Raw genomic sequence first — 26119 nt, 5'->3', positions numbered from 1 at the left:
CGTCACGACTGCCGGTGCCGCAACCGGATGACCACCGCCTTCGACACCGGCGTGTTCGACTTGCGCGCGACGTGGTCGAGCGGGATCAGCGGGTTGGTCTCGGGGTAGTACGCGGCCGCGTTGCCCCGCGGGGTCGGGTACGGCACGAGCCGGAAGTCCTCGGCCACCCGCTCCTCGACGGACCCGCCCGGCGTCGGCCATTCGGAGACCAGATCCACCCGGTCACCGGCGGTGAACCCGTGCGCCGCGATGTCCTCGGGATGGCAGAACACCACGCGGCGGCCACCTTTCACGCCGCGGTACCGGTCGTCGAGGCCGTAGATGGTGGTGTTGTACTGGTCGTGGCTGCGCATCGTCTGCAGGATCAGCCGGCCGTCGGGAACCGGTACCCACTGCAGAGGATTGACGACGAAGTTCGCCTTGCCGGTCGCGGTCGCGAAGCGCCGTTCGTCGCGGGGCGGGTGCGGCAACACGAATCCGTCGGGTCGGCGCACGCGGGTGTTGAAATCCGCGAATCCCGGGATCACGCGGGCGATCGAATCGCGGATCCGGTCGTAGTCGGAGGCGAACTCCGCCCACGGCACCGGGTGGGCGGGACCCAGCAGTGCCCGCGCCAGCTCGCACACGATCGCGACCTCACTGCGCACCTGATCGCTCGGCGGTTTCAGACCACCTCGCGACATGTGCACGACCGACATCGAATCCTCAACGGTGACAACTTGTTTGCGGCCGTTGAGGATGTCGCGGTCGGTGCGGCCCAGTGAGGGCAGAATCACCGCGGTCCGCCCGGTCACCAGATGTGAACGGTTGAGTTTGGTCGAGACCTGCACGGTCAGTGCGCAGTTCCGCAGGGCCGCTTCGGTAACCGCGGTGTCGGGGGTCGCGGAGACGAAGTTGCCGCCCATCGCCATGAACACGCGCACCCGCCCGTCGCGCATCGCGCGGATGGCGTCGACCGAGTCCAGCCCGTGCGCCCGCGGCGTGCTGATCCCGAACTCCGCGTCGAGCGCGGCCAGGAACGACTCGGGAGCCTTCTCGTAGATCCCCATCGTCCGGTCGCCCTGCACGTTGGAGTGCCCGCGCACCGGGCACACCCCGGCGCCGGGTTTGCCGATCATGCCCTGCAGCAGAAGCAGACTGGTGGCGTCCTGGATGGTCGCCACGCCGTGGGTCTGCTGGGTCAACCCCATGGCCCAGCACACGATCGTCTTCGACGATCCGATCAACGCCCGTGCGGTGTCCTCGAGTTGCCTGCGCGACAGCCCGGTGGCCTCGACCACGGTGTCGAGGTCGAGCGCGCGGATGTGTGCGGCGTAGGCCTCGAACCCCGCGCAGTGGTCGGCGATGAACGCCCGGTCCAGCACGGCGCCGGGGTGGCGGTCCTCGGCGTCGAGCAGGAGTTTGGCCAGCCCCTGGAACAGCGCCTGGTCGCCGCCGATGCGGATCTGGAGCAGTTCGTCGGCGATCGCCACGCCGTCGCCCACCACCCCGTGCACCTTCTGCGGATCCTTGAACCGCAGCAGGCCGGCCTCGGGCAGCGGGTTGATCGCGATCACCCTGGCGCCGTGGGCTTTTGCCTTCTCCAGCACGGACAGCATGCGCGGATGATTGGTACCGGGGTTCTGGCCGGCGATCAGGATCAGGTCGGCGTTCTCGAGGTCGGGCACCGACACCGAACCCTTGCCGATGCCGATGCTCTCCTGCAGTGCGGTGCCCGACGACTCATGGCACATGTTGGAGCAGTCGGGCATGTTGTTGGTGCCGAAGCTGCGGATCAGCAACTGGTAGACGAACGCGGCTTCGTTCGACGTCCGTCCGGAGGTGTAGAACGCGGCCTCGTCGGGCGAGCCCAGCCCGCGCAGTTCGGTGGCGATCAGGTCGTAGGCGGCGTCCCAGCCGATCGGTTCGTAGTGGGTGGCGCCGTCGCGCAGCACCATCGGATGGGTGAGCCGGCCCTGCTGACCGAGCCAGTATTCGGTGCGCTCGAGTAGATCGGCCACCGGGTGGGCGGCGAAGAAGTCCGGACCCACCCGTCGCGTCGTCGCCTCTTCGGCCACGGCCTTCGCGCCGTTCTCGCAGAATTCGGCGTGCTTGCGGTGGCCGGGCGTCTCGGGCCACGCGCAGCCGGGGCAGTCGAACCCGTCGCGCTGGTTGAGCCGGGCCAGTGTGCGCGCGGTGCGCGCCACCCCCATCTGCTCCACACCGCGCCGCAGCGACACCAGGACGGCGGGAATGCCTGCCGCATGGCCTTTTTCGCCGGTGACGACCACGTCGTTCTCGTCGAAGTCGTACCGGGTGGTGTTCGCAGGCGTCACGCGTGGACCGTACGGGCCGGTGTGCCGCCGGCCAAGCGTTTGGTGTTCGCGATCCCGAATGCTTCGATAGGCACGGACTATCACAGCAGGCGGTGAGGTGCACATGCACGGCAACGTGCTGATCCAACAACTCGAGTACCTGGTCGCGCTGGCAAGGGAACGGCACTTCGGGCGCGCCGCGGCCGCGTGCCACGTCAGCCAGCCGACGCTGTCGGTGGCCATCCAGCGCCTCGAACGCGAACTCGGCGTCGTCATCGTCCGCCGGGGCCGCCGCTTCGAAGGGTTCACCGACGAAGGCACCCGGGTCATCGCCTGGGCCTGCCGCATCGTCGCCGAACGTGACGAGCTGTTGGCCGACCTCGACCGCATGCGCGGCCGGCTGACCACCACCGCGCGCATCGGCGCGATCCCCACCTCGGTGCCGGTCAGTCCGCTGCTGACCGCGCGTTTCCTCGACAGCCATCCCGCCGCGGCGGTCCGGGTCGAGGCGCTGTCGTCCCGCGAGATCGTCCGTCGGCTGGCCGATTTCGACATCGACGCCGGACTGACCTACCTCGACGAGGAGATCCCGCCCGGGTACCGGCAGTTCGGCCTCTACCGCGAGCGCTACGTGCTGCTCGCCCCCGCCGACGATCCGGTCACCGACAACGCACAGGTGGCGTGGGCGCAGGCGGCCGCGCTGCGCCTGTGCGCCCTCACCCCCGAGATGCGCAACCGTCGGATCATCGACACCCAGATGGCCGCCGACGGCGCCAGCTTCGCGCCGGTGGTCGAGGCCGACACCGTCGGCGCGCTCTACTCGCATGTCACCGGTCTCGGGCTCGGCACGATCGCCTCGCACGCCTGGCTGCACGCGTTCGGCGTTCCGCCCGGGTTCGCGGCCCGCCCGATGGCCGGCGGCGGGCCCGGCCCCACCGTCGGGCTGGTCACCCTGGCCCGCGAGCCCACCTCGATCGTCGTCGAGGCGCTCCTGACGGCCGCCGCCGACGCCGGCATCGCCGACGCGGTGGAGGGTGCGTTCCGTAAGCTCGTCAAGCGATGAGTGTCGAGGGTGATTCCGCCGGTCGCGTGTCCATGCTCCGCCGCTATCCGGTGAAGTCGATGCTCGGTGAGCAGCGCGCGTCCCTGGAACTCACGCCACTCGGGGTGTCCGGCGACCGCCGCTACGCCTACATCGACGACGAGACCGGCCGGGTCGCCACCGCCAAGAACCCCCGCCTGTGGCGCCGGCTGCTGCAGTGCTCCGCGAGGACGGAGGCCGACGGGGTCTCGGTGACGCTGCCCGGCGGGCAGACCGTACCCGTCGGCGAATCGGCCGGACCGGTGTCCGAGCTGACCGGCCGCGGTGTTCACGTGGCCGACGAGCGCTCCGCAGGCGCGGTGGTCGAACGGTCCGACCCGATGGACGTGCTGACCCACGGCCTCGACGCCGAGATCGAGGCCGCGCTGCTGGAGATCGCTCAGGGCACCCCGGGCGGCGCCTTCGTCGACCACTCGCCGGTGCACCTGATCACCACCGCGACACTCGACGCGATCGGTCTCGGGGAGGCCGAAGCGTTGCGTTACCGGCCCAACGTCATCATCGAGACGCCGCCCGGTTGCCCGCCTTTCGTCGAGAACGACTGGGTCGGCGTCACGCTGCGTCTCGGCGAGGCGGCGGTGCGCGGCACCATGCCCACGCCGCGCTGTGCGGTGCCGACGCTCGAGCACGGGCCCCTCGGCCGGTCCCCGCAGTCGGTCCGTTACGTGCTCGAACACAACCGGGTCGAGGCGCCGGATTTCGGGGGGCTGCTTCCGTGCGCGGGGCTCTACGCCGAAGTCGTGGGCACCGGCACGGTGGGCGTGGGTGACGAGGTCCGCGTCGGCCCCGGCTAGCCCACGAAATCCCGCAGGGCCTGCGCCATGGCCTCCGGTTGGTCCTCGGGGATGAGTGTCCAGGAGTCGTCTATCACGACTTTTCTGGCGTCGGGGAACAGCGCGACCAGGCGGTCGGCGTGTTCCAGGGGCATCATCCGGTCCTCCCGCGCCCAGACGACGAGTACCGGGCGGTCGAAAGCGCCCAGCATCTCGGACATTTCGAGCAACCGGCGGCGCGGAGGTGCACCGGTGGCGAACTTGACCAGATCGCGGCGGATCGCGGCGTTCTCGACGGCGGGCCGGAACCACTCGTCGTACAACTCGTCGGGTAGTCCGGATTTGGCCATCCCGCCGTAGGCCTGGCGGCTGTGGCGAAAGAACCGCGTCCCCAGCATCCGGCTCAGGACCCAGCCGCCACCCGGGAGCCGGCACAGCAGGGCCGCGGGCCGAGCCGGTTTCGGCGGGAAGTTGTCGAAAGCCTCGCAGGACGCGAGCACGAGTCTGCCGACGCGCTTGTCGCGGCGCTCGGTGATGACGAATTGTCCACCGCCCCAGTCGTTGAGGACCAGGGTCACGTCGTCGAGGTCGAGGGCGTCGAGGAAGTCGGCCAGGATGCCGGCCACCCCCGTCTGGGTCAGGTCCGCGTCGTCGTTCATCGGCGCGGTGTGCGCGCCCAGCGGCAGAGTCGGTGTGATGCAGCGGTACCCGGGCAGCAGCGGGATGACCTTGCGCCACTGCCTGCCGTCCATGAGCAGGCCGTGACCGAATACGAGCGTGGGCCCGTCGCCACCGGTGTCGTCGTAGGAGATGGGTCCGGACGGCACGTCCACGGAGAGCATGTGATCGCCTCCTAGATAGATCGTTCTACTTATTTGGACGATATGCTGTCGTGGCACGATGCGCAAGAAGGAGACCTCATGCCAGATCCGTCCACCCGCAGCCGGATCCTCGATGCGACGGCCGAGCTGTACCGACGTCAGGGCATGCCGGCCACCGGCCTCAAGCAGATCTCGGCCGCCGCGCACGCACCGTTCGGGTCGATCTACCACCACTTTCCCGGCGGCAAAGAGGCCATCAGCGTGGAAGTCATTCGCCGCGAGGGCGTTCGGTACGGCGAGTTCGTCGGCGCGCAGCTGGCGGGCATCGACCCGCTCGACGGCATCCCCCGGTTGTTCGAGAAGGCGGGTGCGGACCTCGAGGCCCAGGACTACAGCGAGGCGTGTTCGATCGAGACCATCGCCCTGGAGGTGGCCAGCACCAACGAACGGCTCCGGATGGAGGCGGCGGAGGTCTTCGAGAGTTGGCTGACCGGCCTCGCGGCGTGGTTCGGCAGACTCGGCGTCTCCGAGGAGGAGTGCCGCCGGCTGGCGACGATCACCCTGACCGCCCTCGAGGGCGCCTTCGTGCTGTGCCGCACGCTGCGCTCCGTCGAACCCATCGTGTGCGCCGGGCACGGGGTACAGGCGGCGGTGCACGCGGCGGTTGGACATCGCCCCCAGCGGGCATCTACCTGACACCCCAGACGAAGAGGAGCTCCCCCATGTCCGGTCGGACCGTCGACAGCCGGTCGACCACGGCGTCGACGTTGTTGTTGCCGGGCGGCGTCAGCCTGGCGACGGCGGCCACACTGTTCGTCAACTATCTCGCCAACGGCCTGCCGATCAATGGCCAGACCACCGGTGACGTCACCCGTCGCTTCGAGGTGTACTTCGTGCCCGCCGGGTACGTGTTCTCGATCTGGAGCGTGATCTATCTCGGGCTGATCGCCTACAGCGTCTACCTGAGCCTCACCCTGGCCAGAGGGCGTCCGGACAGCGGCGCGGCGCGGGCGATCGCGCCCTGGTATCTGCTCACCGCCGCGGCCAACTGCACGTGGCTGTTCGCCTGGCACTACAACCCCTTCCCGCTGAGCATGCTGCTGATGCTGGTGCTGCTGGGCACGCTGATCGTCATCTACCGCCTGCAGGCCGCCCATCCGCCGATGTCGACGGTGGAGCGCTGGACGGTGCACATCCCGTTCCGGGTGTATCTGGGCTGGATCTCGGTGGCCACCATCGCCAACGCCACCATCACGCTCGACGACGCGGGCTGGAACGGATTCGGTCTCTCCGAGCCGACGTGGGGCGTCATCATGGTGCTGGTGGCGGCCACGCTCGGCGTGACGATGACGTTCCTCCACCGCGACATAGCCTATGCGCTGGTACTCATCTGGGCCCTGATCGGCATCGCGGTGCGTCTGCGCGAGACCACGTCGATCCTGATCGCGTCACTGGCCGGTGCCGCCGTGCTCGTCGCCGCGGTGCTGGTCGTCGCGTTGCGCAACCGCGAGCGGACCGATCAGCGGCGAAAACTCGGCAGCCGCGCGGCCAGTTCGTCGAACAACGCCTGATTGAGGCCGAAGGCCACCTTCACCTCGTCCACCACTCGGTCGGTGTCACCGGCGTCCAGGCCCAGCCCGTCGAGGCGGTCCCGGTATCCGTCCTTGTACGGCTTCACCCGCAGGCCGAAGTCGTAGAAGGCCAGCCCCGCACCGTCGAGACCGAATTCGCGGTCGAGGATCCTGCCCATGGCCTGACCCCCGGACAGGTCGCCGAGGTATCGGGTGTAGTGGTGGGCCAGTAACGCTCCGCCCCAGGATGATTCGAGGATTCGGTCCCGATATCGTTGCGCGGCAGGCGAATCGATGGCGCGACGTGCGCCGGGGGCCCAGTGCTCGAGATCCGCGTCGATGGCCGGCAGGCGTTCGAGCACCGGGTCGTGGATCGCGGCGACCAGTGGGTCGTCGCGACGGGCGCGGACGGCATCCTCCAGGGCTTCGTAGACCACCCGCAGACGCAACAGGTATTCGGCGTAACCGCGGCGGCCGACCCGGCCGGCCAGAAGTTCCGTCACGAACGGTGACTGCTCGGCGGCGTCGTGTTCGGCGGCCGAGCCCTCCCTCATCGCGACCGACAACGGCCACGCGGTGTGGTTCGGGTGGTCGGCGCGGTCCATCTCAGCTCGGGACGTTCGCCTTCAACGACGCCAGCGCCGCGGTGCTGAGCCGGGCGAGTTCCTCGGCCTCGGTGGGATCCAGTGCAGCCGAGAAGATCCCGCTCATCCGACGGTTGGTCGCCTGCTCGGCCTCGTCGTAGCGCTCCTTCTTGTCCGCACCGTCGGCGAACGGTTCGGGCCAGCCGAACATCGCGGCGTACCTCGGGCCCTTGTTGAGCATGTGCGCCTCGATCGGGGTGACATCGGTGAGCGACAGCGCGTTGAAGTGCAGTCCGGCACGCAGTTCCCTCAGCACGAACATCACCTGCAGTGCCCGGGCCGCGGCGTCTTCGGCCAGCGGCATCGCGCGCCAGCCCGCGAAGAGCGGCAATCCGCTGATCGGTGCCGCCGCGATCACCTTCTCCCCGAGTGCGGCGATGCGATCCAGTCCCTCTGCACCGGAAAGGTACGTACGGCCGAACTCCGCGGTCTGGTCCCAGTACACCTGCGCCGCACCGATCGCGCCTCGGACCGCGACGCCCTCGTCCCACATCGCCGCCAACCCCGTCGGCTCGAACACCGCGAACACCGCCGCGACCGTGGTGCCGGTGGCGTCACCCAGCACTCCGCCGCGGCCGGCGACATAGCCCGCGAGCGGGTTCTCGTAGCCGGCTGCGACGCTTCCGCCGTAGGTCTCCGGATGCAACATGAACACCGCCACCGCTTCTTCGATGGCCGCTCCTGCGGTTGCGGCGGTGTCGAACACATCGTCAACGCTCATGTCGAACATCTCCTGGGTCGGGCCGGCACGTCGAGCGGTCGGCACTCACCCGGAAGGGTAACCGCGACGATCGCCGGCGGTGCGTCAATACCCCGCGTCGTGGTCGTAGCGGTTGCGGAGATCCTCGCCGTCGAGGTGACGCCGCAGGTTGTCGACGAAGATGTCGACGATCTTGGCGTTCTCGGACGACACGTTGGCGGCGGTGTGCGGGCTCACGATCACGTTGTCGAGGGTCCACAACGGGGAATCGGACGGCAGCGGTTCGACCCGGGTCACGTCGAGCACGGCGCCGCCCAGCCTCCGGTCGGCGAGCGCTTCGACCAGGGCGTCCTCGTTGATCGTCGTGCCCCGGCCGACGTTGACGACGATCGCCCCATCGGGCAGGGCCGCCACCTCCCGGGCCCCGATCATGGCGCGCGTCTCGTCGGTGCCGGGCACGGCGACCACGAGGATGTCGGCGTCCGGAAGATGCCCGGGAAGCGCCTCGCGCGTAACGGCTTTCATGAACGGTGAGCCGAGCTCGCGACTCGTGCGCGTCACCCCTGTGGAGCTCACCCCGAATGCGGCCAGGAGTTCGGCGATGCGGGTCCCGATCCGGCCGGCACCGACGACGACGGCATGCCGATTCGCGAGTTCGGTCGCAGGGCCCTGCCGCCAGGACCGGTCGCGGCGAGCCGCAGCCAACCCCGGGAGGCCACGGGCGAAGTAGAGGATCCCGGCCAGGGCGAACTCGGCCAGCGGATCGGCGTGCACACCGGAGGCCGTGGTCACGGTGAGCGGTGTGTGACGCAGCCCGAGCGCTTCCATCCGGGTGCCGATCCCGGCCGAGGTGGCCTGCACCCAGCGCAGCCTGGGCGACTGCGCCAGCGTGTCCGACGGGCGCCGCCAGTCGAAGTCGAACATCACCTCTGCCTCCGCGAGCAGCCTCGTCCACTGCTGGTCCTGCTCTGCGGTCAACCGTCGCGGCGTACCCAGGTGATCGCCGTGCCAGCGTGGTTCGGGAAGCAGTTCGGGGTGGTAGTGCACGCGGATCCGCGGGTCGGCGGCGGCGATCGCCTCGACCAGAACAGGCTCCAGATAGGAGGCGATCAGGACGTCGAGTCGACTCGTCACCGTTTGTATCCGTCGAGTTCGGGCATGGCAGCCGAACCCTACTCGGTTTGCGACGGCATCGTCGGCAGGAGGATTCACCTGTGGCCCCCGAACGCAGCGTGACTCTCGAAGCCCTGGGCGCGTGGGTCATCAAGTGCAATCCGCACATGACACCCCTGGACGCCATGCTGGCGGCCGGCGAGACGACGCCGCAGTGGTGCGTCGCCGACAACTACCGGTCACGGCTCATCCGGCGCGGTCAGCGTGTCCTGTTCTGGGTGTCGGCGCACCCGCGGCGAGGCTTCTGGGGTGCGGGGCACGTCACCGGTGAGCTCACCGCGAGCGACGGTGGGCTGCGGCTGCCCGTGCACATCCCGTTGTTCGCGACGCCCCTGACGGCCGCCGAACTGCAAGCGATCCCGGGGTTGCAGTCGATGGAGGTGTTCCGGTCCCCCCAGCAGTCCAATCCGTCGTGGGTGAGCACCGCGGAACTGCGCCTCCTCGACCCGCTGCTGCCGGATCGCTAGGCCAAGCCCTTGAGCATCAGATTCCAGTACATGAACGGCAGCCCGTACTTCTTGAGGTACCAGTAGCCGCGATGCGGCGCGGTCGGATCGAGCAGCGGGAACGACGGCGTCACGTTCAGGTCGTAGTCGAACTCCGCCAGCAGCATCGCATGCGACGAGGTGACGATCGGGCACGAGCCGTAGCCGTTGTACGAGGCCGTCAACGGCCGGCCGGCCAGGAACGCCTCGATGTTGTCGACCACCACCGGCGCCTGCTTGCGAATAGGCGCGCCGGTCTGGAGTTCGGTGACGATCCGGCGTCGCCGAGGCTGAAGACGTTCGGATACCGCACGTGTTGCATGGTGTGCTTGTCGATCTCGACGTAGCCGCCTCCGTCGCCCGTCGACAACGGGCTCGCCTTGATCCAGTCCGGCGCCGACTGGCGCGGCACAGCGTGCAGCACATCGTAGGCCAGGATCGTGTCGGATCCGCCGTCGCCGGTGCGGGTGATGCCCACCTTGTGCGCCGCGGCGTCGACAGAGGTCACCTCCGCTCCGGTGTGCACCGTGATGCCGTAGTCCGCGGCGATGACGTCGAGGTTGTCGGCGATCGCGGGGATGCCGAACAGCCGCGGGGTGGGCACCACCAGGTGCACGTCGATGTCCTTGAGAACGCCCTGCCTGCGCCAGTGATCACTGGCCAGGTAGGCGATCTTCTGCGGCGCGCCCGCGCACTTGATCGGGCCCGACGGCATCGCGAACACCGCACTGCCCGAACGCAGGTCGCGGATGAACTCCCAGGTGCGCGGCGCCAGGTCGAACCGGTAGTTCGATGACACGCCGTCCTTGCCGAGCGCATCCTGCAGACCCTCGGTCCGGTCCCAGTCCAGCTGGATGCCCGGACTGACGACGAGGACGTCGTACTCGTAGACCGCCCCGTCGCCGCAGGTGACCGTGTTGTCGTCCGGATCGACCGATGCCGCGGCGTTCTTGATCCACGTCGCACCCTTGGGCATCACCGAGGCCTCGGGGCGCGCGGTCGTCGACGCCTTCGCCTGCCCGCCGCCGACGAGCGTCCACAGCGGTTGGTAATAGTGCGTGTCGGACGGTTCGATGACGGCCACGTCGGTGTGTCCCTTGCGCAGCAGGCGGGCCGCGACGGAGATGCCGGCGGTCCCCCCGCCGACGATGACGATCTGGTGCTTGTCGGTCGTGGTTTTCGCTCCGCTCAGGCGTTCTGGTGCGCGTCGTCCCAGGCGTTGTAGCCGCCCAGGATGTCGCTGACATCGCCGAACCCGTTCTGCCGCAACAGGCTTGCGGCCACCGAGGACCGGTAGCCACCGGCGCAGTACACGACGGTCGGCTTGGCCGGATCCAGCTCGGCCACCCGGGACGGCAGCTGACCCACCGGGATGGTGAGGGCATTCGGGATGGTTCCCGCGGCGACCTCACCCGGGTTGCGCACGTCGACGATCTGCAGGTTGGAAACGTCGGCCACGCGTTCGTCGAAGGCCTTGGCCGTCAAGCGGGACGCCATCTGGACCTCGGCCTGGTGGTTGACCATCACCTCGAACGGGCGGTCCAGGTAACCGATCACACGGTCGAAACCGATTCGGGCGAGCCGATTCTTGCCTTCCAGCTCCTGGCCCGGTTCGGTGAACAGCACGATGTCGACGTCGGTGGGCACCACCGATCCGGCGAATTCGGCGTACCGGCCCGCCAACCCGATGTTGACGGCGCCGCGCAGGTGACCCAGCGCGAACTCCTCCGGGCCGCGGCCGTCGACCAGGATCGCGCCTGCCTTCATCGCGTCGCGCACCTGTTCGTACGTCATGGCGGCCGGCATCTTGGTCTCGTCCAGCAGTTCGCGGTGCTTGCGGTTGAGGACCGCGTCGTAGACGAAGTAGCTCGGTGCCGGGGGCTGCCCTTCGGTCACCAGGTCCATGAACGTGGCCTTGTCGGCGGCGCGCAGTGCGTAGTTCGTCTCCTTCTGGTCGCCGATGGTCGACCACAGGTCGGTGGAGAGGTTCTTGCCGCAGGCCGAGCCGGCACCGTGCGCCGGGTACACCCGGGTGGCGTCGGGCAGCGTCATCAGCTTGTTGTGCAGCGAGTCGTACAGCTTCTCGGCCAGTTCCTCGCGGGTGAAGCCGATCGAGGCCAGCAGATCGGGCCGGCCGACGTCACCGATGAACAGCGCGTCGCCGGTCAGCACACCGTAGGGAACCTCGTCGTCGGCGTGCTCGAAGACCACGATGCTCATCGACTCCGGCGTGTGGCCGGGGGTGTGCCGGAACTCCAGCGTCACGTCACCCAGCGAGTAGCGCTCACCGTCGGCCACACCCATCGACTCGAACTCGGTCTCGGCGACCGCGGAGTAGACGATCTTCGCGCCGGTGGCCTTGGCCAGCTCCAGGTGGCCGGACAGGAAGTCGGCGTGGAAGTGCGTCTCGATGACCAACTCGATCGTGTAGCCGGCCTCCTTCGCGTCCGCCAGGTACTCGGACACGTCGCGCTGCGGGTCGACAACGACTGCGCGGCCGGTCTTCTCGTCGGCGATCAGGTACGACGCGTGGGACAGGCAGTCCAGGTAGTACTGGGTGAATTTCACGGTGACAGTCCTTTCGTTCGGGTGGCGGGTCCTAGGCCTGTTGTCCAACAGCCTGCCTATACCCCTATGGGTATGTTAAGTACCCTAGGGGGTATCGATATTCCTCCTTGTATTTACCCCCGGGGGTATGTGTAGCATTGCGGTCAGGATACCCCCGGCGGTATCGACAGCCAACCGGGCCGCCCCACCCGAAAGGACGCGGAGATGACCGCACCCGCCACCATCGATTCGCACGACCTGCGCCAGCTGCTCGGATCCCCCACCCCGCCGCGGGTGCTCGACGTGCGCACCCCGGCCGAGTTCGAGAGCGCCCACATCGCCGGCGCCTACAACGTGCCACTGGACCTGCTGCGCGAGCACCGCGACGAGATCGTCCAGCACCTCGACGAGGACGTGGTCCTGGTGTGCCGGTCCGGGCAGCGCGCCACCCAGGCCGAGGAGACCCTGCGCAACGCCGGGCTGTCCAACGTGCACATCCTCGCCGGCGGCATCACCGACTGGGAGGGCAAGGGCTTCTCGGTCAACCGCGGCGCCCAGCGCTGGGACCTCGAGCGTCAGGTGCGGCTGGTCGCCGGATCCGTCGTGCTGGCCAGCATCCTCGGCAGCATCGCCGCCCCCAAGCTCAAGTGGGTGGCCGGCGCCATCGGCGGCGGTCTGACCTTCGCCGCGCTGTCCAACACCTGCGCGATGGGAATGATGCTGGCCAAGCTGCCCTACAACCGCGGCGCCAGCTGCGATGCGCAGACCATCGTGTCGCAACTGGTCGACTCCGCTCCCACAGCCAAGGAAGCGGGTGGCCGATCATGATTGCGCTGACCATCGGCCTGGCCGTCTTCGTCGGCATCTCGCTGGGACTGCTCGGCGGCGGCGGCTCGATCCTCACCGTTCCGCTGCTGGCCTACGTGGCCGGGATGGACGCCAAACAAGCCATCGCCACCTCCCTGCTGGTCGTCGGCGTCACCAGCGCGATCGGCGCGATCTCACACGCTCGCGCCGGCCGGGTGCAGTGGCGCACGGGACTGATCTTCGGCGGCGCGGGCATGGCCGGCGCCTACGCGGGCGGCGTGCTGGCCCGGTTCATCCCGGGCACGGTGCTGCTGATCGGCTTCGCCGTCATGATGGTCGCCACCGCGGTCGCGATGCTGCGGGGACGCAGGAACGTCGAGGCCGGCGAGGGTACCCGTCGCCTGCCGGTACCGAAGATCCTCGCCGAGGGCCTGGTGGTCGGGCTGGTCACCGGCCTCGTCGGGGCCGGCGGCGGATTCCTGGTCGTGCCCGCCCTCGCCCTGCTCGGCGGCCTGTCGATGCCGATCGCGGTGGGCACCTCGCTGATCGTGATCGCGATGAAGTCGTTCGCGGGCCTGGGCGGATATCTGTCCAGCGTCCAGATCGACTGGCCGGTCGCGCTGGCCGTGACCGCCGCGGCCGTGGTGGGCGCACTCGCCGGCGCCCGGCTGACCGCGATGGTCGACCCCGATTCACTGCGAATGGCCTTCGGCTGGTTCGTGCTTGCGATGTCGTCGGTCATCCTTGCGCAGGAGATCCACCTGGGTGTCGGGATCGCCGCGGCCGCACTCACGGTGGCGGCCGGGACGATATCGGTCGCGTGTACCCGGTATGCGCACTGCCCGCTCCGCCGCTTCAGCAGTCTGTTCACCTCCCGCGGGGTCGCCGCATGACCGGTGACGGGCGAATCTCGGTCGGGTTGAGATGTGATGTCACACCGCTGCAAATCTCGACGGGGCTGCCACCATCGGACGGGTGTCACCCAGAGCAGCGACGAAGACGGACAGCAAGCTGGCGGCTCGTCTGGCGGCGCTCGCCTCGCTGGGCGCTGCGGTCATCCACTTCGCCGTCGTCCCGGCGCACTGGCAGGAGTGGCCGCCCGCAGGCCTGTTCTTCGTCGCACTCGCCGTCTGCCAGCTGATCTGGGCGTTCGTCGTGCTGGGCCTGGCCACCACGCCGGTGCTCGCCGGTGGCATCCTGCTCAATCTCGGGGCGGTGGCGCTGTGGGCGGTGTCGAGGACCGCCGGAGCGCCGTTCGGCCCGCACGCCGGTGACGCTGAACTCGTACAGGCCGCCGACCTGTGCGCCCTGCTGCTGCAGATCTACGTCGTCATGGGAGCCGGCTGGGTCTTGCACCGGGGTCGCCATGGTCAGCACATCCCCGCGTTCGCCAACGCACTGGTGCTTCTCGGCGCCGCGGGCGTCGTCACGCTGGCGTCCACCGTGGGCGTGGCGTCGGGTCTTCGGCACGGCCACCATGCGCCGGCCGGGGCCGAAGCACACCACCACGGGCCGATCGTCAAACATGCCGAGAGCCACCCGAACCATCATCCTCAACCGCCGGCAGCACCGGCGCCGGACACCGGGCCGGCTGCCGTGCCCGCGGCGCCGTCGCCGCCTGACGCCCCTGCGCCGCTCGACACCGGTCACGGCGACCACGCCCATTAGGGCGGTGGGGTCAACAGCGTTTCTATACGGAATCTTCACAGAACCACCAGCGCGGCTCCACGTCCGTCGGCGAGGCTGAGGTCGACTGTCCGACGAGGAAAGGAACACCTTTGCACCGCAACAGAAGTCGTGCGTTCGCAGCGGCAGCGGCGGCGCTGGTGACTGTGCTCGCGTCGTGTGGCGATTCCGGGAACGGGGAGGCGACGTCACCGTCGCCCATGCCCGTTCAGACGTCGGCCGCGGCCCCCGCCGCGGCGCACAACCAGACCGACATGATGTTCGCGCACCACATGATCCCGCACCACCAGCAGGCGATCGAGATGAGCGACATGGTCACCGCCAAGCAGGGTGTCGACCCGCGCGTGACCGAGATGGCGAAGCAGATCAAGGCCGCGCAGGGCCCGGAGATCGAGCAGATGCGCGGGTGGGTCGATCAGTGGGGCATGCCGGGACCGAACGCGCCGCGTGGGGACATGGGGCCACACCACGGTGGCATGCCGGGCGGACCGATGATGCCCGGAATGCCTGCGATGAACGGGATGCCCGGCATGGACGGGATGATGTCGCCTGCCGAGATGCAGGCGCTGCAGAACGCCCAGGGCGTGGAGGCGAGCCGCTTGTTCCTCACCCAGATGATCAGGCATCACGAGGGCGCGATCACCATGGCGCAGAACGAGATCGACAACGGCCAGTTCCCCGACACCATCGCGCTGGCCAGGTCGATCGTCACCAGCCAGAAGAAGGAGATCGACACCATGAACCAGATCCTGGGTTCCCTCTAGCCTCCTGCCCAGGCTCTACAGCGCCAGGTCCGCAGGCAGGTCGATGTCAGCGACGGCCATGTTCTCCTCGAGGTGCGCGACCGACGACGTCCCGGGGATCAGCAGCACGTTGGGCGCCACGTTCAGCGTCCACGCCAGGGCGATCTGCGCCGGGGTCCGGTTCAGCTCGTCGGCGACGCGCTTGATCGTCGGATGGCCGAGCACGGGGTTGTCGGCGACGAATCCCGAACCCAACGGGAAGAACGGCACGAAGGCGATGTCCCGTTCCACGCACAGGTCGAGCACGGGCGCAGACGTACGGTCGGCGAGGTTGTACGCGTTCTGCACGCAGGCGATCTCGGTGCGCTCCAGCGCGATCTCCACGTGTTCGCGGGAGACGCTGCTCAGCCCGATCCCGGCGATCAGCCCTTCGTCCCGGGCGGCGATCATCGTGTCGAGTTGCCGCTCGAACAGATCACGGTCGACTCGCGCGGGACCGCCGACGTCGTCGCCGAACACGCGCAGGTTCACCGCCGCCAACCGGTCCACGCCCAGGGTCCTCAAGTTCGCCTCGATGTCGCGGCGCAGGTCCTCGGGTTCCTGGGCGGGCAGCCAGTTGGCCTGGTCGTCGCGTCGGCCGCCCACCTTGCTGACCAGGGCGAGGTTCTCGGGGTACGGGTACAGGGCCTCCCGGATGAGCTCGTTGGCGACGTCGGGTCCGTAGAACTGCGCGGTGTCGATGTGGTCGACACCCAGTTCCACTGCGCGCCGCAGCACCGCGACGGCCTGATCGTGGTCGCGGGGCGGGCCGAACACGCCGGGCCCGGGCAGCTGCATGGCGCCGAATCCGACGCGTCGGACGGTGTACGGGCCGAGGGGGAACGTTGCGGTCATCGAACGGCGGCCTTTCATTAGGCATCTAACTATCTGTAATCAAACTATACGAGTACTGATAGTCTGGTCAACCGTTCTGAGGAGATCTCTCGTGGAAGACCAGCAGGTCGCTGCGCAACTCGCCGACGCTTTCGGCCGCGCCGCCAAGTCGGTTGTCCGCGCGTTCGACGAACACCTCGGCGACCGTGGCGTCTCGACTCCCCGGTCGAAGCTCCTCGCCGAGATCGACCGGCTGCAGCCGGTCCGGTCCGCCGATGTGGCCCGAGCGGTGGGAATCACCCAGGCGACGGCGTCGACCCTGGTCGACGCGCTCGTGCGAGAAGGCCTCGTCGCGCGCGCACCGGACGAGAACGACCGTCGGGCAGTGCGTTTGACCACCACGGAGCTGGGCCGTGACCAAGCCCGGGAGTGGCGGGCGCAGTACACCGAGGCCGCGCACGCGATGTTCGCCGGATTCAGCGACGACGAGAAGAAGCTGCTCACCGAGCTGCTCACCAAACTCGGCGACGCCCTGGCCTGACACGCATCGGTTTGTCGGTCGAGCATCGCCGCCGGTTAGTGTGCTTGGGTCGGTCTCCGCGACAAGCCGGCAGAAGAGTTGAGTGAATTCATGACCGCAGCACCAGAAGCGTCGCCGCTCGAAGCCCGGGTCGGCCACTACTACCAGATGGACGACACCTACCTGGTCGGCCGCGAGAAGGTCCGCGAATACGCCCGGGCCGTGCAGGACTACCACCCGGCGCACTGGAATCTCGCAGCCGCCGCCGAGTTGGGCTATCCGGGTCTGGTGGCGCCACTGACGTTCACCTCGGCCCCCGGGATGTCCTGCAACCGCCGCATGTTCGAGCAGATCGTCGTCGGTTACGACACGTACCTGCAGACCGAGGAGGTCTTCGAGCAGCACCGGCCGATCGTGTCCGGCGACGAACTCCGCGTCGACGTCGAGCTGACCTCGGTGCGCAGGATCGCAGGCCGGGACATGATCACGGTGACCAACACCTTCACCGACGCGGCAGGCGAACGGGTGCACACCCTGCACACCACGGTCGTGGGCGTCACCGCCGAGGACCTCAACCCCGACGTCAAGACCGCCGTGCAGAACGCGATGATGCACGACGTCGATTTCTCCGGGGTCGGCAGCCTGGACGGCCACTACGAGAAGACGGTGCGCCCCGAGGGCGAGATCCGGATCGCCGACGGCGGCCTGACGCGCACACCCGCGACGCCCTCGTTCGACGACGTGAAGGTCGGCGACGAGCTGCCGGTGCGCCACACCCGACTGTCACGCGGTGACCTGGTCAACTACGCCGGCGTGGCCGGCGACGCCAACCCGATCCACTGGGACGAGGACATCGCCAAACTGGCCGGGCTCCCGGACGTGATCGCCCACGGCATGCTCACCATGGGTCTCGGCGCCGGGTTCGCCTCCGCATGGACCGGCGACCCGGGCGCGGTCACCCGCTACGCGGTGCGGTTGTCCGCCCCCGCGATCGTGCCGGCCAAGGAGGGCGCCGACATCGAGTTCAGCGGCCGCATCAAGTCACTGGATCCGGCCACCCGCTCCGGGGTCATCGTGGTGGCGGCGAAATCGCAGGGGAAGAAGATCTTCGGCCTGGCAACGATGAACGTCCGCTTCCGCTGACACATCCGGTCAGTTCTCGGTGCCCGCTCCGGCGAGTTTCCGGATGACGCGGATCTCGTTCTCCTCGTAGGGCCGCCCATCCGGGTGCAGGAGGTCGCTGAACCACGGATCGGGAGGCGAGGTGTAGGGCTTCTTCCACGAATCCCACGGCAGATACGTCTGCGTTCTCCCGGCGACGAAGCCCCAGTTGTACGCCCCGACGTTGCGCCGCTTGGCAACCGGGAGAATTCCTTCCACGGTGCTGCCCAGACCCCGTGCCAGGTACTCGGTGCACAGGATCGGGCGCCCCAGCGGAGCGAGTTCGTCGATGCGGGCCTCGAACTCGCCCGGGTCACCGTAGCTGTGGAAACTGATGACGTCCGAGTGCTCGAGCTGCAGGCTACAGATCGCGCTGCGGCCGCCCGGATCTCTCCAGTGTCCCTGCCACACACCGCTGGTCAACGGTTGCACCGGATTGACGGCCCGGGTCCACTGGAAGACGTGGGGTAGGAACGCCTCGACCAGTTCCTGTTTGTCCTCGTGCTCCACCTTGCGATAGTCGCGCGCCGGATTGTCCGGTTCGTTCCAGACGTCCCAGCCCAGCACACGGGGATCGTTGCGGAACTGGCCGACCACGCCGGTCACGTAACTCTGCAGCACACGGGTGTAGCCCGGGTCCTGCAGCCGCGCGGCTCCCGGGCTCTGCACCCAGCCGGAGTTGTGCACTCCGGCGATCGGCGCCCGCTGGCGGCCCGCTTTCGGCTGCGGATCCCAGCACGAGTCGAACAGGACGAAGAGCGGTTTGATGTTGTGCCTCGCCGCGATGCCGACGAACTGCGCCAGCCGGTGGCTGAAACCGACCCGGTCGGTGGCCCACAACAGATCGTGGAGGAACACCCGGACGGTGTTGAACCCGATCTGTTGCGCCAGGCGGAGCTCGGCGTCGATGCGGCGCGGATCGAAGGTGCCCGCCTGGAACATCTCGATCTGATTCCCGGCGGTCGAGGTGACGTAGTTCGCGCCCACCAGCCATCCCTGCGCCGCGTACCAGGCGTTGGCGCGGTCAGCCGTCCATCGGCTCGGCGCGGCAGAGACCACGGGCACTCGGGTCAGTGCCGCCGCTGCGGCCAGGTACAGCGGGAGCTTGAGGGCAGTTCGCCGGTGCACCACGTGACCATAGTGTTCGTCGCCGCGCTGTCAGCGCGCTTGTGTCATCCCGCAACACAACGGGTTTCGAATCGTTACCGAGAGCCCGACTGCTGCGACTCGTCGACGACGGCGGTGGCCGCCTCGTCGATGATGGCGCGCATGGCCTGTTCGGCCTGCTCCTCCTCGCCCATCCTGATCGCGCGCGCCACCTCGTCGTGCAGGGCGATCGCGGCCAGGTTGGGCTTCTCAGGCATCATTCCGTGGTGTGTGCGGCCGGCGAGCACCTCGGCGACGACACCGGCGAGGGCCCGGAACATCTCGTTGCCGCTGGCTTCCAGCAGTGTCTGATGAAACAACCTGTCCGCCAACAGGTATGCGTCGAGGTCGCCCGCTCGTCCGTGGACGACCATGTCGGACACCGCAGATGCCATCACCCGGCACTGATGCGGAGTGGCCCGCCGAGCCGCCAAGGCCGCCGCCGCCGGCTCGAAACCCAGACGCAACTCCGACAGCGACACCAGTACCGCGGTGCGGTCCCCGACGTCCAGCCGCCACCGGATCAGCATCGGATCGAAGACGTTCCACTTCTCCGCCGGCTGAACCGTGATCCCGACCCGACGCCGCGACTCGACCATTCCCAGGGATTCCAGCACCCGGATCGCCTCCCGGGCGACGGTGCGCGACACGCCGTGTTCGGCGCTCACGGCATCCAGCGTGAGAATCGCGCCCGTCGGGTACCGACCGGACACGATCGCGGTCCCCAGGGCAGTCAGCAGACTGTCGTGAAGAGCGCCGGCATACGGCCGATCGAGCATCGTCAAATCATGTCAGATCGCTGTGTCACACGGAAGGAACCGCTTCTTTCCCGCCAACACCTTGCAAAAGTATGACTATTGATGCAAGCTGTGTGACGTCGCACACATGATTCAGGTGGAGGGTATGGCATCGCCGATCGTCGTCATGGGGGTTTCCGGGTCCGGCAAGTCGACCGTCGGCGCGGCATTGGCGCAGCGACTGCGGGTGCCGTTCGCCGACGCCGACGACTTCCATCCCCCGGAGAACATCGCGAAGATGACGGCCGGGCATCCCCTCGACGACGACGACCGGCATCCCTGGCTGGAGTCGATCGGCGAGTGGCTCGCCCGGCACGGCGACGGTGGGGTGATGAGCTGCTCCGCGCTCAAACGCAAGTACCGAGACCAACTGCGGCGCCACTGCGCCGACGTCGAGTTCCTCCATCTGGTGGGTTCCGTCGAGACCATCGGTAGACGGCAGGCGAGCCGGCCGGGCCACTTCATGCCGGCGACGCTGCTGGCGTCGCAGTTCGCAACGCTGGAGCCGCTCGGCCCCGATGAACGGGGCGTCGCCATCGACATCGCCCAGAGCATCGACTCGATCATCGAGAGTTACGTCAGCACACGAGGTTTCCACACGTCCGAGAAGGAGGACCGATGAGTCGGGGTAGGGACATCACTGTGGTCGGGGGTTCGCGTGGAGGCCATTGATCCGGCATTCGGAACCGCCACGCTGCTGCTGATCGCCGCGGGCGCCGTCGCGCTACTGCTGTTCCTCATCATCAAGGTCAAACTCCACGCCTTCGTCGCACTGGTACTGGTCAGCGCGCTCACGGCGCTCGCCGCGGGCATCCCGGTGGCCGACGTCCCCGACGCGCTGGCGTTCGGATTCTCGAACACGCTGGGCTCGGTGGCGCTGCTCGTCGGTTTCGGCGTCATGATCGGCAGGCTCCTCGAGATCACCGGGGGCGCACAGGTTCTCGCCGACACCCTCATCGGACGGTTCGGTGAGAAGCGGGCGCCGTTCGCGCTCGGCGTGGCCGCCCTGCTGTTCGGGTTCCCGATCTTCTTCGACGCCGGGCTTGTCGTGTTCCTCCCGATCATCATGACGGTCGCGCGGCGCTTCGGCGGCTCGATGCTGCTCTATGCGTTCCCGGCGGCCGGCGCCTTCGCGGCCATGCATGCGCTGGTTCCGCCGCACCCCGGTCCGGTGGCGGCCGCCGAACTCCTCGGCGCCAACATCGGTCTCACCCTGATCATCGGCGTCCCGGTCGCCATCGCCTCCTGGTACGTCGGCGCGTTCCTGGTCTCCCAGGTCATCGGACGACGCGTCCACGTCGACATCCCCACCTCGTTGTTCGGGGAGATCAACGGGGGCCGAGACGTCGAGGAAGCCGACACCTCCGCGGCCGGCACGACGCGCACCGCCACCCGCACCCCGCCCGCGTTCATCACCGTGCTCGGGGTGCTGCTGCTGCCGTTCGTGTTGATCTCCTTCAACACCGTGCTCGACACCCTGATGACCGCCGGCGTGATCGAGGAGGGCGCGACGTGGGCGGAGTACCTCAAACTGCTCGGCAACACCTCGATCGCGCTGTTGATCACGGTGATCGTGGCGACACTGGTACTGGGGTTGCGCGGCCGCTCGATGGCCGCTGTCAGCGACATCCTCGACGGCGCCCTCGGACCCATCTGCGCCATCATCCTCATCACCGGCGCCGGCGGGATGTTCGGAGGCGTGCTGCGACTGAGCGGCATCGGCGACGCGCTGAGCAGCTCACTGTCGAATCTCGGTATCTCGCTGATCCTGCAGGCGTTCCTCATCTCGACGCTGCTTCGCGTCGCGCAGGGTTCGGCGACGGTCGCGTTGACGACGACCGCGGGCCTGCTCAGCGCGGCCGTCGCCGCGGCAGGCCTGAGCAGTATCCAGCTCACGGCGTTGGTGATGGCCATCGCGGCGGGCGCGACGGTGCTCTCCCACGTCAACGACTCGGGTTTCTGGTTGGTCAGCCGGTTCTTCGGCATGGACGTGAAGACGACGCTCAAGACGTGGACGGTCATGGAGACGACACTCGGGCTCAGTGCCTTCGTCATCAGTCTCGGGTTGTGGGCCGTCGCTTGACATGTCCGGGCTGATCGCCGAGGTTCGCGGCGCTCTGGCCGCGGCGGCGGATCCGGGCCGCGCACCGGCGATGCAGGCCTACATGCGGTCCGAGATGCCGTACTACGGCGTGCGCCTGCCCGACGTACGCCGGATCTGCGCGCCCATCTTCGACGCGCATCCCCTCGGCTCCGAGGAGGCGTTCGACGCCACCGTCGAGCGTTTGTTCACCGAGGCGACGCACCGCGAAGAGCGATACGCCGCCGTCCAGCTCGCACGCCACCGGCGCTACCGGCCCTACCAGGGCGCGGCCCGGATACCGCTGTATCGCCGGCTGATCCTCGCCGGCGGTTGGTGGGACACCGTCGACGAGATCGCCGCCAACCTGGTCGGCCCGATACTGGCCTCACACCCCGCACAAGTTCGGCCGATCGTGCTCCGCTGGGCGACCGATCGAAACCTGTGGCTGCGCAGGACCGCGATCATCGCTCAGCTGGGCGCCATGGACGGAACCGACCTCGACCTGCTGACCTCGGCCATCGACGCCAATGCCGGCGACACCGACTTCTTCATCCGCAAGGCCATCGGCTGGGCGTTGCGGCAGTACGCGCGCACCGATCCGGAGTGGGTTCGGATGTTCGTCGACGAACGGGAGGACCGGCTCAGCGGGCTCTCGAAACGCGAGGCGCGCAAGCATCTCCCGCCTCCCGCGGAGTGACGCGCCGCCCGTATCACCGCCGGGTGCGCTGATCCGACCCCTGCGAGCACCACCCGTGCCACAGTTTTCGGGATGGGGCGACGTGTCGCGGTGATCGGAGCCGGCCCGGGCGGGCTGGTCGCCGCACGGTGGTTGCAGGCCCAGGACTTCACCCCGACGATCTTCGAACGCAGTCCCACGCTCGGAGGGCAGTGGGCCGGGATCGTGGGCCGCAGCGGCGTGTGGCCGGCCATGCACACCAACACCAGCCGGGTGATGACGGCCTTCAGTGACCTCGACAACGACGGCGCTCCGGTGTATCCGTCGAACCGGGACGTGCTCGACTATCTGCACCGCTATGCCGACATGTTCGGCCTGTACCCCCGGATCCGCTTCGGCTTCCAGGTCGACCGGCTCGAGCAGGACGGTGCCGGCTGGCGGATCGGCGGTGCGGGCACAAGCGAGTGGTTCGACAAGGTGGTGGTGGCGACCGGCCGGTTTCATCGGCCCGCCATCCCCCCGGTCCTCGGCCTGGCGACCTTCACCGGGTCGGCGGCGATCGTGCCGAGTTACGACTATCGCGGCCCCCTGCCGTACGCCGGCAAACGCATCCTCGTCGCCGGATGTGCCATCAGCGCCCTCGAGATCGCCGTGGAGCTCGCGCTTTCCGGCGCCGCGCGTGTCGTCGTGGCCCAACGCAGGCAGCGTTACGTGCTACCCAAGTTCGCCCGCGGCGTGCCCTCCGACCACCGGATGTTCACCCGGTACGCGACGCTGGCCGCCGAGACACTCCCCGCACCCGAGGTCGATCGTCAGCTCAGGGAGATCGTCGTCGAGGCCGCGGGCACCCCGGACCAGTACGGCGCGCCCGCACCCGATCCGTCCCTGTTCGCCGCGGGCGTGACCCTCAACCAGGGTTATCTCCCACTGGTGGCGGAAGGGCGCATCGCGATCCGCCCGTGGATGGCAGGCGTCGACGGGACGCGCGTGACATTCGCCGACGGATCCGCCGAGGATGTCGACGGCATCGTGTTCGGCACAGGGTTCCGGTTGCACCTGCCCTTTCTCAGCGAACACATCCGCTCTGTCGTGGGTCTCGATGCCGCACATCTGGATTCGTACCTCCACACCTTCCATCCCGAGCTGCCGGGACTGGCGTTCCTCGGCATGTGGGATCAGTCGGGTGGGTACTTCGTCCCGCTCGAATTGCAGGCCCGGTGGATCGCGTACACGTGGGGTGGCGTCGTGGCCGCGCCGACCGAGGCCGAACAGCGTTCGGGAATTGCCGCATACCGAGCGCGACGGGGCCTGCCGCAGAAGACACGGATGAACCTGGCGGCTCTCGCGTTCGCGCGCGCGGCCGGAGTGGAACCGCGGCTCGACCGGTGGCCGCAACTGCGGCGCGCGCTGCTGTTCGGGCCATTGGCGCCCAGCTGCTTCCGCATGGAAGGCCCCGACGCCCGACCGGACGCCGCGCGCCGATTCGAAAGCGACGCAGCCGCGTTCGGCGCCATCACCTCCAACGACATGACGCCACGGGAAGCGCGCTACTGGTCACTGGTCGACAGCTCCGGCCCGGGCTGATCAGCCGGTGCGCCTGCCTCAGGGCAGAAAGAGGATGCCGTCGTCCGAGGCGGCCTTCATGAGTTGCGGGATGGTCAGCTCGCCGTAGCCGGTGTGGACAGGTCCCCGTGCGGTGCCGAGCCACAGCACGATGCCGGGGTCGGGGGTGACGTCGAGGTGGTAGGCCTGCACGCCGGGCAGGTGGTACTGGAAGAAATTCATGAGGTAGTCCACGAGGAAGACGACGCTGCCGATCGGGCTCGTGCCCCACAACTGCGAGGCGTTGTACAACGGCGTCATCGCCGCGGGGTCGCCGATCATCACGATCGGGCCGTAGTGCGGTTTGCTCCCCCGCCGGGCACGTACGGCGGCATGAACGGTTGCAGGCCGGGCAGATCCGTCGCCATGTACGGCGCGGAGCTTCCGTAGGTGCCGATGTTGACGAACATCGAGTCGGCGCCGTTGCCGGGCACGACGGTGTTGATACCGGGGGCCTCGAAGCCGATGCCGGACAGGCCGGTCTGCTGCGCGACGTACTGCGCCTCCCAACCGCCGAGCGAGTGACCCGTGACGAAGATGTCCTCGTCGCGGTAACCCTGCAGGGCGGCCTCGGCGCGCACCTCTTCGGCGAAATCGAGGGCGTCGTGGAACGCCAACGGCGTGGTCCCCGTGAACACCACCTGGAGATCGGCGAGTACCTGAGCGATGGTGATGAACGGGTTGAACAGCAGATGCGATCCGCCCGTCGTGCCCTGATAGGCGATGATCACCTGCCCCTCGGGGGTCACCCAGGCCCGGCCCACCATGCCCGAGAAGACGTTGGTCGACGACATCTGGAACCCGTCGACGGTGAACGGGACCAACCCCCCGGGTGTCGCCCCGAGCACGTATCCGGCCGCGGACGCGTTGAGGAACTGCGCCACCGTCGGAGTCGGCCTGTCCGTGGGGCCGGTGTAGGTCAGGGTCGGGACCACGGGTTGCGGCACCGGGGTCCGCCACAGGCCCAGCTGCCGTTCGAGCTCGCGGAACGCGCCGAAGATCGCGTCGTTGATGGGCGCGAAACTGATCGGAAGGCTGGGGCTGTTCGCCGACGAGGTGAAGTCGAGGATCTCGAGCACGGCGTTGACCACGCGGCCCGGCAGCTCGATCAACTCGGCGATCGGTGACAGCGGCTGCGGCGGGCTGGGCGCCGTATCGACCGTGGGATCGACGACGGCGGCGAGTGCGGGCGCCGTCGCGTCGACCAGGCTGGGCGCCACCAGAGAGGTCTTCAGGTCCCGTGCGACCTCTACGGCGCCGACCTCGACAGGCAGGGTGAGCGTCGCCACCGCGCGGTCGGTGGCCTGCGTGGTGCGGACGGATTCCGCTGCCGACGCGGCCTTCGCTCCGGTGCCCGGGTCCGGTTCCCGGGCAACGGGTTCCGGGACGACGGGTTCCGGGACGACGGGTTCCGGGACGACGGGCTCGGGGACGACGGGCTCCGGGACGACGGGCTCGTCGACGGTGGCATCTCCGGGCTGCGCCGGCTGCGGCGCCTCGCCGTCGGTGATCTCCTCGGCCGGCGCGTTCGGGTCCGGCCCCTCGTCGCCTACGGGGTCGCCGGCGTCGGCGTCGAGCTCGCGGTCCTGTTCGGGTACCTCGGCGCTGTCGTCGATCTTTGCCTCGGCCGGCGGGTCCGCCGGTTGTGGATCGTCGGCCGGCTCCTGGTTCGTCTGGGCGGTCGCATTCGAGGGCGTGTCGGAGACGGTCTCGTCGGCCCACGCCACGCCCGGAGCGGGCGCGCCGGCGACCGCCGCGCACAGCGCGATCGCCGCGATGCCGTAACGGACCGACCTGGAGTTGATACGGCTGCGTGCGTACTTGACGTCTTCCACGGCCGACGGCTCCCTCTCGACACCGACACGAACTCTGACAACGTACATTGTCGTGTGAGGACCGTCACAAGGACGTGGCT

Annotated in this window: 24 protein-coding genes and 2 pseudogenes; 15 read left to right on the top strand and 11 right to left on the bottom strand. The window is 68.6% G+C overall.

Annotated elements, in window-relative coordinates:
• Window positions 1-2: 2 nt before the first annotated feature.
• Window positions 3-2315, bottom strand: a complete 2313-nt coding sequence (locus AU196_RS04855; protein ID WP_059093955.1) for an FdhF/YdeP family oxidoreductase — start codon at window positions 2313-2315, stop codon at window positions 3-5.
• Window positions 2316-2418: 103 nt separating this feature from the next.
• On the opposite strand from AU196_RS04855, the gene AU196_RS04850 reads away from it, so the two are divergent.
• Window positions 2419-3357, top strand: coding sequence for a LysR family transcriptional regulator (locus tag AU196_RS04850; protein WP_059094001.1), 939 nt, complete (start codon window positions 2419-2421; stop codon window positions 3355-3357).
• Entirely contained in the window at window positions 3354-4190 is an 837-nt protein-coding gene (locus AU196_RS04845; RefSeq protein ID WP_059093954.1) for an MOSC N-terminal beta barrel domain-containing protein, read from the top strand. Before AU196_RS04850 ends, AU196_RS04845 begins: the two co-directional genes overlap by 4 nt.
• Here AU196_RS04845 and AU196_RS04840 read toward each other — a convergent pair.
• Window positions 4187-5011: an alpha/beta fold hydrolase gene (locus tag AU196_RS04840; RefSeq protein ID WP_059093953.1), complete on the bottom strand. Its 825-nt coding sequence runs from the start codon at window positions 5009-5011 to the stop codon at window positions 4187-4189. The genes AU196_RS04845 and AU196_RS04840 overlap by 4 nt on opposite strands.
• Before the next feature lie 78 nt (window positions 5012-5089).
• On the opposite strand from AU196_RS04840, the gene AU196_RS04835 reads away from it, so the two are divergent.
• Together AU196_RS04835 and AU196_RS04830 are read left to right on the top strand one after the other, a co-directional pair.
• Window positions 5090-5686, top strand: a complete 597-nt coding sequence (locus tag AU196_RS04835) for a TetR/AcrR family transcriptional regulator (protein ID WP_059094000.1) — start codon at window positions 5090-5092, stop codon at window positions 5684-5686.
• A 26-nt stretch (window positions 5687-5712) separates the two neighbouring features.
• Complete coding sequence (locus tag AU196_RS04830; RefSeq protein ID WP_059093952.1) at window positions 5713-6561, top strand: TspO-related membrane protein; 849 nt, start codon at window positions 5713-5715, stop codon at window positions 6559-6561.
• On the opposite strand, the gene AU196_RS04825 is transcribed toward AU196_RS04830, so the two are convergent.
• The 3 genes from AU196_RS04825 to AU196_RS04815 all read right to left on the bottom strand — a co-directional run bounded on the left by AU196_RS04825 (window position 6510) and on the right by AU196_RS04815 (window position 9039).
• Entirely contained in the window at window positions 6510-7166 is a 657-nt protein-coding gene (locus tag AU196_RS04825) for a biliverdin-producing heme oxygenase (RefSeq protein WP_059093951.1), read from the bottom strand. The two genes, AU196_RS04830 and AU196_RS04825, sit on opposite strands and share 52 nt — an antisense overlap.
• 1 nt (window position 7167) lies before the next feature.
• Complete coding sequence (locus tag AU196_RS04820; RefSeq protein ID WP_157546029.1) at window positions 7168-7926, bottom strand: SCO6745 family protein; 759 nt, start codon at window positions 7924-7926, stop codon at window positions 7168-7170.
• Between the two features lie 84 nt (window positions 7927-8010).
• Entirely contained in the window at window positions 8011-9039 is a 1029-nt protein-coding gene (locus AU196_RS04815) for a D-2-hydroxyacid dehydrogenase (protein WP_059093949.1), read from the bottom strand.
• Between the two features lie 146 nt (window positions 9040-9185).
• Here AU196_RS04815 and AU196_RS04810 point away from each other — a divergent pair, with 146 nt between their 5' ends.
• Window positions 9186-9545, top strand: a complete 360-nt coding sequence (locus AU196_RS04810; RefSeq protein WP_231737346.1) for a hypothetical protein — start codon at window positions 9186-9188, stop codon at window positions 9543-9545.
• On the opposite strand, the pseudogene AU196_RS04805 reads toward AU196_RS04810, so the two are convergent.
• Window positions 9542-10755, bottom strand: a pseudogene (locus tag AU196_RS04805) (NAD(P)/FAD-dependent oxidoreductase). The gene AU196_RS04810 and the pseudogene AU196_RS04805 overlap by 4 nt on opposite strands.
• Entirely contained in the window at window positions 10752-12131 is a 1380-nt protein-coding gene (locus AU196_RS04800; RefSeq protein ID WP_059093947.1) for an MBL fold metallo-hydrolase, read from the bottom strand. The pseudogene AU196_RS04805 and the gene AU196_RS04800 overlap by 4 nt, the downstream one beginning before the upstream one ends.
• Window positions 12132-12335: 204 nt before the next feature.
• Here AU196_RS04800 and AU196_RS04795 point away from each other — a divergent pair, with 204 nt between their 5' ends.
• The 4 genes from AU196_RS04795 (at window position 12336) to AU196_RS04780 (ending at window position 15367) form a co-directional block, all read left to right on the top strand.
• Window positions 12336-12938: a rhodanese-like domain-containing protein gene (locus AU196_RS04795; protein WP_059093946.1), complete on the top strand. Its 603-nt coding sequence runs from the start codon at window positions 12336-12338 to the stop codon at window positions 12936-12938.
• Complete coding sequence (locus AU196_RS04790; protein WP_059093945.1) at window positions 12935-13810, top strand: sulfite exporter TauE/SafE family protein; 876 nt, start codon at window positions 12935-12937, stop codon at window positions 13808-13810. The genes AU196_RS04795 and AU196_RS04790 overlap by 4 nt, the downstream gene beginning before the upstream one ends.
• 82 nt (window positions 13811-13892) lie before the next feature.
• Window positions 13893-14585, top strand: a complete 693-nt coding sequence (locus AU196_RS04785) for a hypothetical protein (protein ID WP_059093944.1) — start codon at window positions 13893-13895, stop codon at window positions 14583-14585.
• A 218-nt stretch (window positions 14586-14803) separates the two neighbouring features.
• On the top strand, window positions 14804-15367 hold the full coding sequence (locus tag AU196_RS04780) for a DUF305 domain-containing protein (protein WP_231737344.1): 564 nt from the start codon (window positions 14804-14806) through the stop codon (window positions 15365-15367).
• 15 nt (window positions 15368-15382) lie between these two features.
• On the opposite strand, the gene AU196_RS04775 is transcribed toward AU196_RS04780, so the two are convergent.
• Window positions 15383-16240 (bottom strand): oxidoreductase, encoded by an 858-nt coding sequence (locus tag AU196_RS04775; RefSeq protein ID WP_059093999.1) that lies wholly within the window; start codon window positions 16238-16240, stop codon window positions 15383-15385.
• 91 nt (window positions 16241-16331) lie between these two features.
• Here AU196_RS04775 and AU196_RS04770 point away from each other — a divergent pair, with 91 nt between their 5' ends.
• A complete protein-coding gene (locus tag AU196_RS04770) occupies window positions 16332-16760 on the top strand; it encodes a MarR family winged helix-turn-helix transcriptional regulator (RefSeq protein ID WP_059093942.1) in 429 nt (142 codons plus the stop codon).
• Between the two features lie 90 nt (window positions 16761-16850).
• Window positions 16851-17882, top strand: coding sequence for a fused (3R)-hydroxyacyl-ACP dehydratase subunits HadA/HadB (locus tag AU196_RS04765; protein ID WP_059093941.1), 1032 nt, complete (start codon window positions 16851-16853; stop codon window positions 17880-17882).
• A 9-nt stretch (window positions 17883-17891) separates the two neighbouring features.
• Here the strand turns inward: AU196_RS04765 and AU196_RS04760 are convergent, their stop codons facing one another.
• Both AU196_RS04760 and AU196_RS04755 read right to left on the bottom strand, forming a co-directional pair.
• Window positions 17892-19028, bottom strand: a complete 1137-nt coding sequence (locus tag AU196_RS04760; RefSeq protein ID WP_059093998.1) for a glycoside hydrolase 5 family protein — start codon at window positions 19026-19028, stop codon at window positions 17892-17894.
• A gap of 74 nt (window positions 19029-19102) precedes the next feature.
• Window positions 19103-19825 carry a FadR/GntR family transcriptional regulator gene (locus AU196_RS04755; RefSeq protein WP_059093940.1) on the bottom strand — a complete coding sequence of 241 codons (723 nt, stop codon included), beginning with the start codon at window positions 19823-19825 and terminating at the stop codon, window positions 19103-19105.
• Between the two features lie 124 nt (window positions 19826-19949).
• Here AU196_RS04755 and AU196_RS04750 point away from each other — a divergent pair, with 124 nt between their 5' ends.
• The 4 genes from AU196_RS04750 (at window position 19950) to AU196_RS04735 (ending at window position 24186) form a co-directional block, all read left to right on the top strand.
• On the top strand, window positions 19950-20465 hold the full coding sequence (locus AU196_RS04750) for a gluconokinase (protein WP_059093997.1): 516 nt from the start codon (window positions 19950-19952) through the stop codon (window positions 20463-20465).
• A gap of 36 nt (window positions 20466-20501) precedes the next feature.
• Window positions 20502-21926 carry a GntP family permease gene (locus tag AU196_RS04745; RefSeq protein ID WP_059093939.1) on the top strand — a complete coding sequence of 475 codons (1425 nt, stop codon included), beginning with the start codon at window positions 20502-20504 and terminating at the stop codon, window positions 21924-21926.
• Between the two features lies 1 nt (window position 21927).
• Window positions 21928-22623: a DNA alkylation repair protein gene (locus tag AU196_RS04740; protein ID WP_059093938.1), complete on the top strand. Its 696-nt coding sequence runs from the start codon at window positions 21928-21930 to the stop codon at window positions 22621-22623.
• A gap of 72 nt (window positions 22624-22695) precedes the next feature.
• On the top strand, window positions 22696-24186 hold the full coding sequence (locus tag AU196_RS04735) for a flavin-containing monooxygenase (protein WP_059093937.1): 1491 nt from the start codon (window positions 22696-22698) through the stop codon (window positions 24184-24186).
• Window positions 24187-24204: 18 nt separating this feature from the next.
• Here the strand turns inward: AU196_RS04735 and AU196_RS26005 are convergent.
• Window positions 24205-26087: pseudogene (locus AU196_RS26005) on the bottom strand (hypothetical protein).
• Between the last annotated feature and the right edge of the window lie 32 nt (window positions 26088-26119).

It is taken from the genome of Mycobacterium sp. IS-1742, from assembly GCF_001500125.1.
GTDB lineage: Bacteria > Actinomycetota > Actinomycetes > Mycobacteriales > Mycobacteriaceae > Mycobacterium.
Note: the sequence above shows the minus strand (reverse complement) of the source record. Positions and strands in the feature narration are given on the sequence as shown.

Bases quoted from the DNA above. Each gene is read 5' to 3' on its own strand.
- AU196_RS04850 (WP_059094001.1), top strand. From the start codon at position 2,419: ATGCACGGCAACGTGCTGATCCAACAACTCGAGTACCTGGTCGCGCTG.
- AU196_RS04845 (WP_059093954.1), top strand. From the start codon at position 3,354: ATGAGTGTCGAGGGTGATTCCGCCGGTCGCGTGTCCATGCTCCGCCGC.
- AU196_RS04840 (WP_059093953.1), bottom strand. From the start codon at position 5,011: ATGCTCTCCGTGGACGTGCCGTCCGGACCCATCTCCTACGACGACACC.
- AU196_RS04835 (WP_059094000.1), top strand. From the start codon at position 5,090: ATGCCAGATCCGTCCACCCGCAGCCGGATCCTCGATGCGACGGCCGAG.
- AU196_RS04830 (WP_059093952.1), top strand. From the start codon at position 5,713: ATGTCCGGTCGGACCGTCGACAGCCGGTCGACCACGGCGTCGACGTTG.
- AU196_RS04825 (WP_059093951.1), bottom strand. From the start codon at position 7,166: ATGGACCGCGCCGACCACCCGAACCACACCGCGTGGCCGTTGTCGGTC.
- AU196_RS04820 (WP_157546029.1), bottom strand. From the start codon at position 7,926: ATGAGCGTTGACGATGTGTTCGACACCGCCGCAACCGCAGGAGCGGCC.
- AU196_RS04810 (WP_231737346.1), top strand. From the start codon at position 9,186: ATGACACCCCTGGACGCCATGCTGGCGGCCGGCGAGACGACGCCGCAG.
- AU196_RS04795 (WP_059093946.1), top strand. From the start codon at position 12,336: ATGACCGCACCCGCCACCATCGATTCGCACGACCTGCGCCAGCTGCTC.
- AU196_RS04790 (WP_059093945.1), top strand. From the start codon at position 12,935: ATGATTGCGCTGACCATCGGCCTGGCCGTCTTCGTCGGCATCTCGCTG.
- AU196_RS04780 (WP_231737344.1), top strand. From the start codon at position 14,804: ATGCCCGTTCAGACGTCGGCCGCGGCCCCCGCCGCGGCGCACAACCAG.
- AU196_RS04775 (WP_059093999.1), bottom strand. From the start codon at position 16,240: ATGACCGCAACGTTCCCCCTCGGCCCGTACACCGTCCGACGCGTCGGA.
- AU196_RS04765 (WP_059093941.1), top strand. From the start codon at position 16,851: ATGACCGCAGCACCAGAAGCGTCGCCGCTCGAAGCCCGGGTCGGCCAC.
- AU196_RS04755 (WP_059093940.1), bottom strand. From the start codon at position 19,825: ATGCTCGATCGGCCGTATGCCGGCGCTCTTCACGACAGTCTGCTGACT.
- AU196_RS04750 (WP_059093997.1), top strand. From the start codon at position 19,950: ATGGCATCGCCGATCGTCGTCATGGGGGTTTCCGGGTCCGGCAAGTCG.
- AU196_RS04740 (WP_059093938.1), top strand. From the start codon at position 21,928: ATGTCCGGGCTGATCGCCGAGGTTCGCGGCGCTCTGGCCGCGGCGGCG.
- AU196_RS04735 (WP_059093937.1), top strand. From the start codon at position 22,696: ATGGGGCGACGTGTCGCGGTGATCGGAGCCGGCCCGGGCGGGCTGGTC.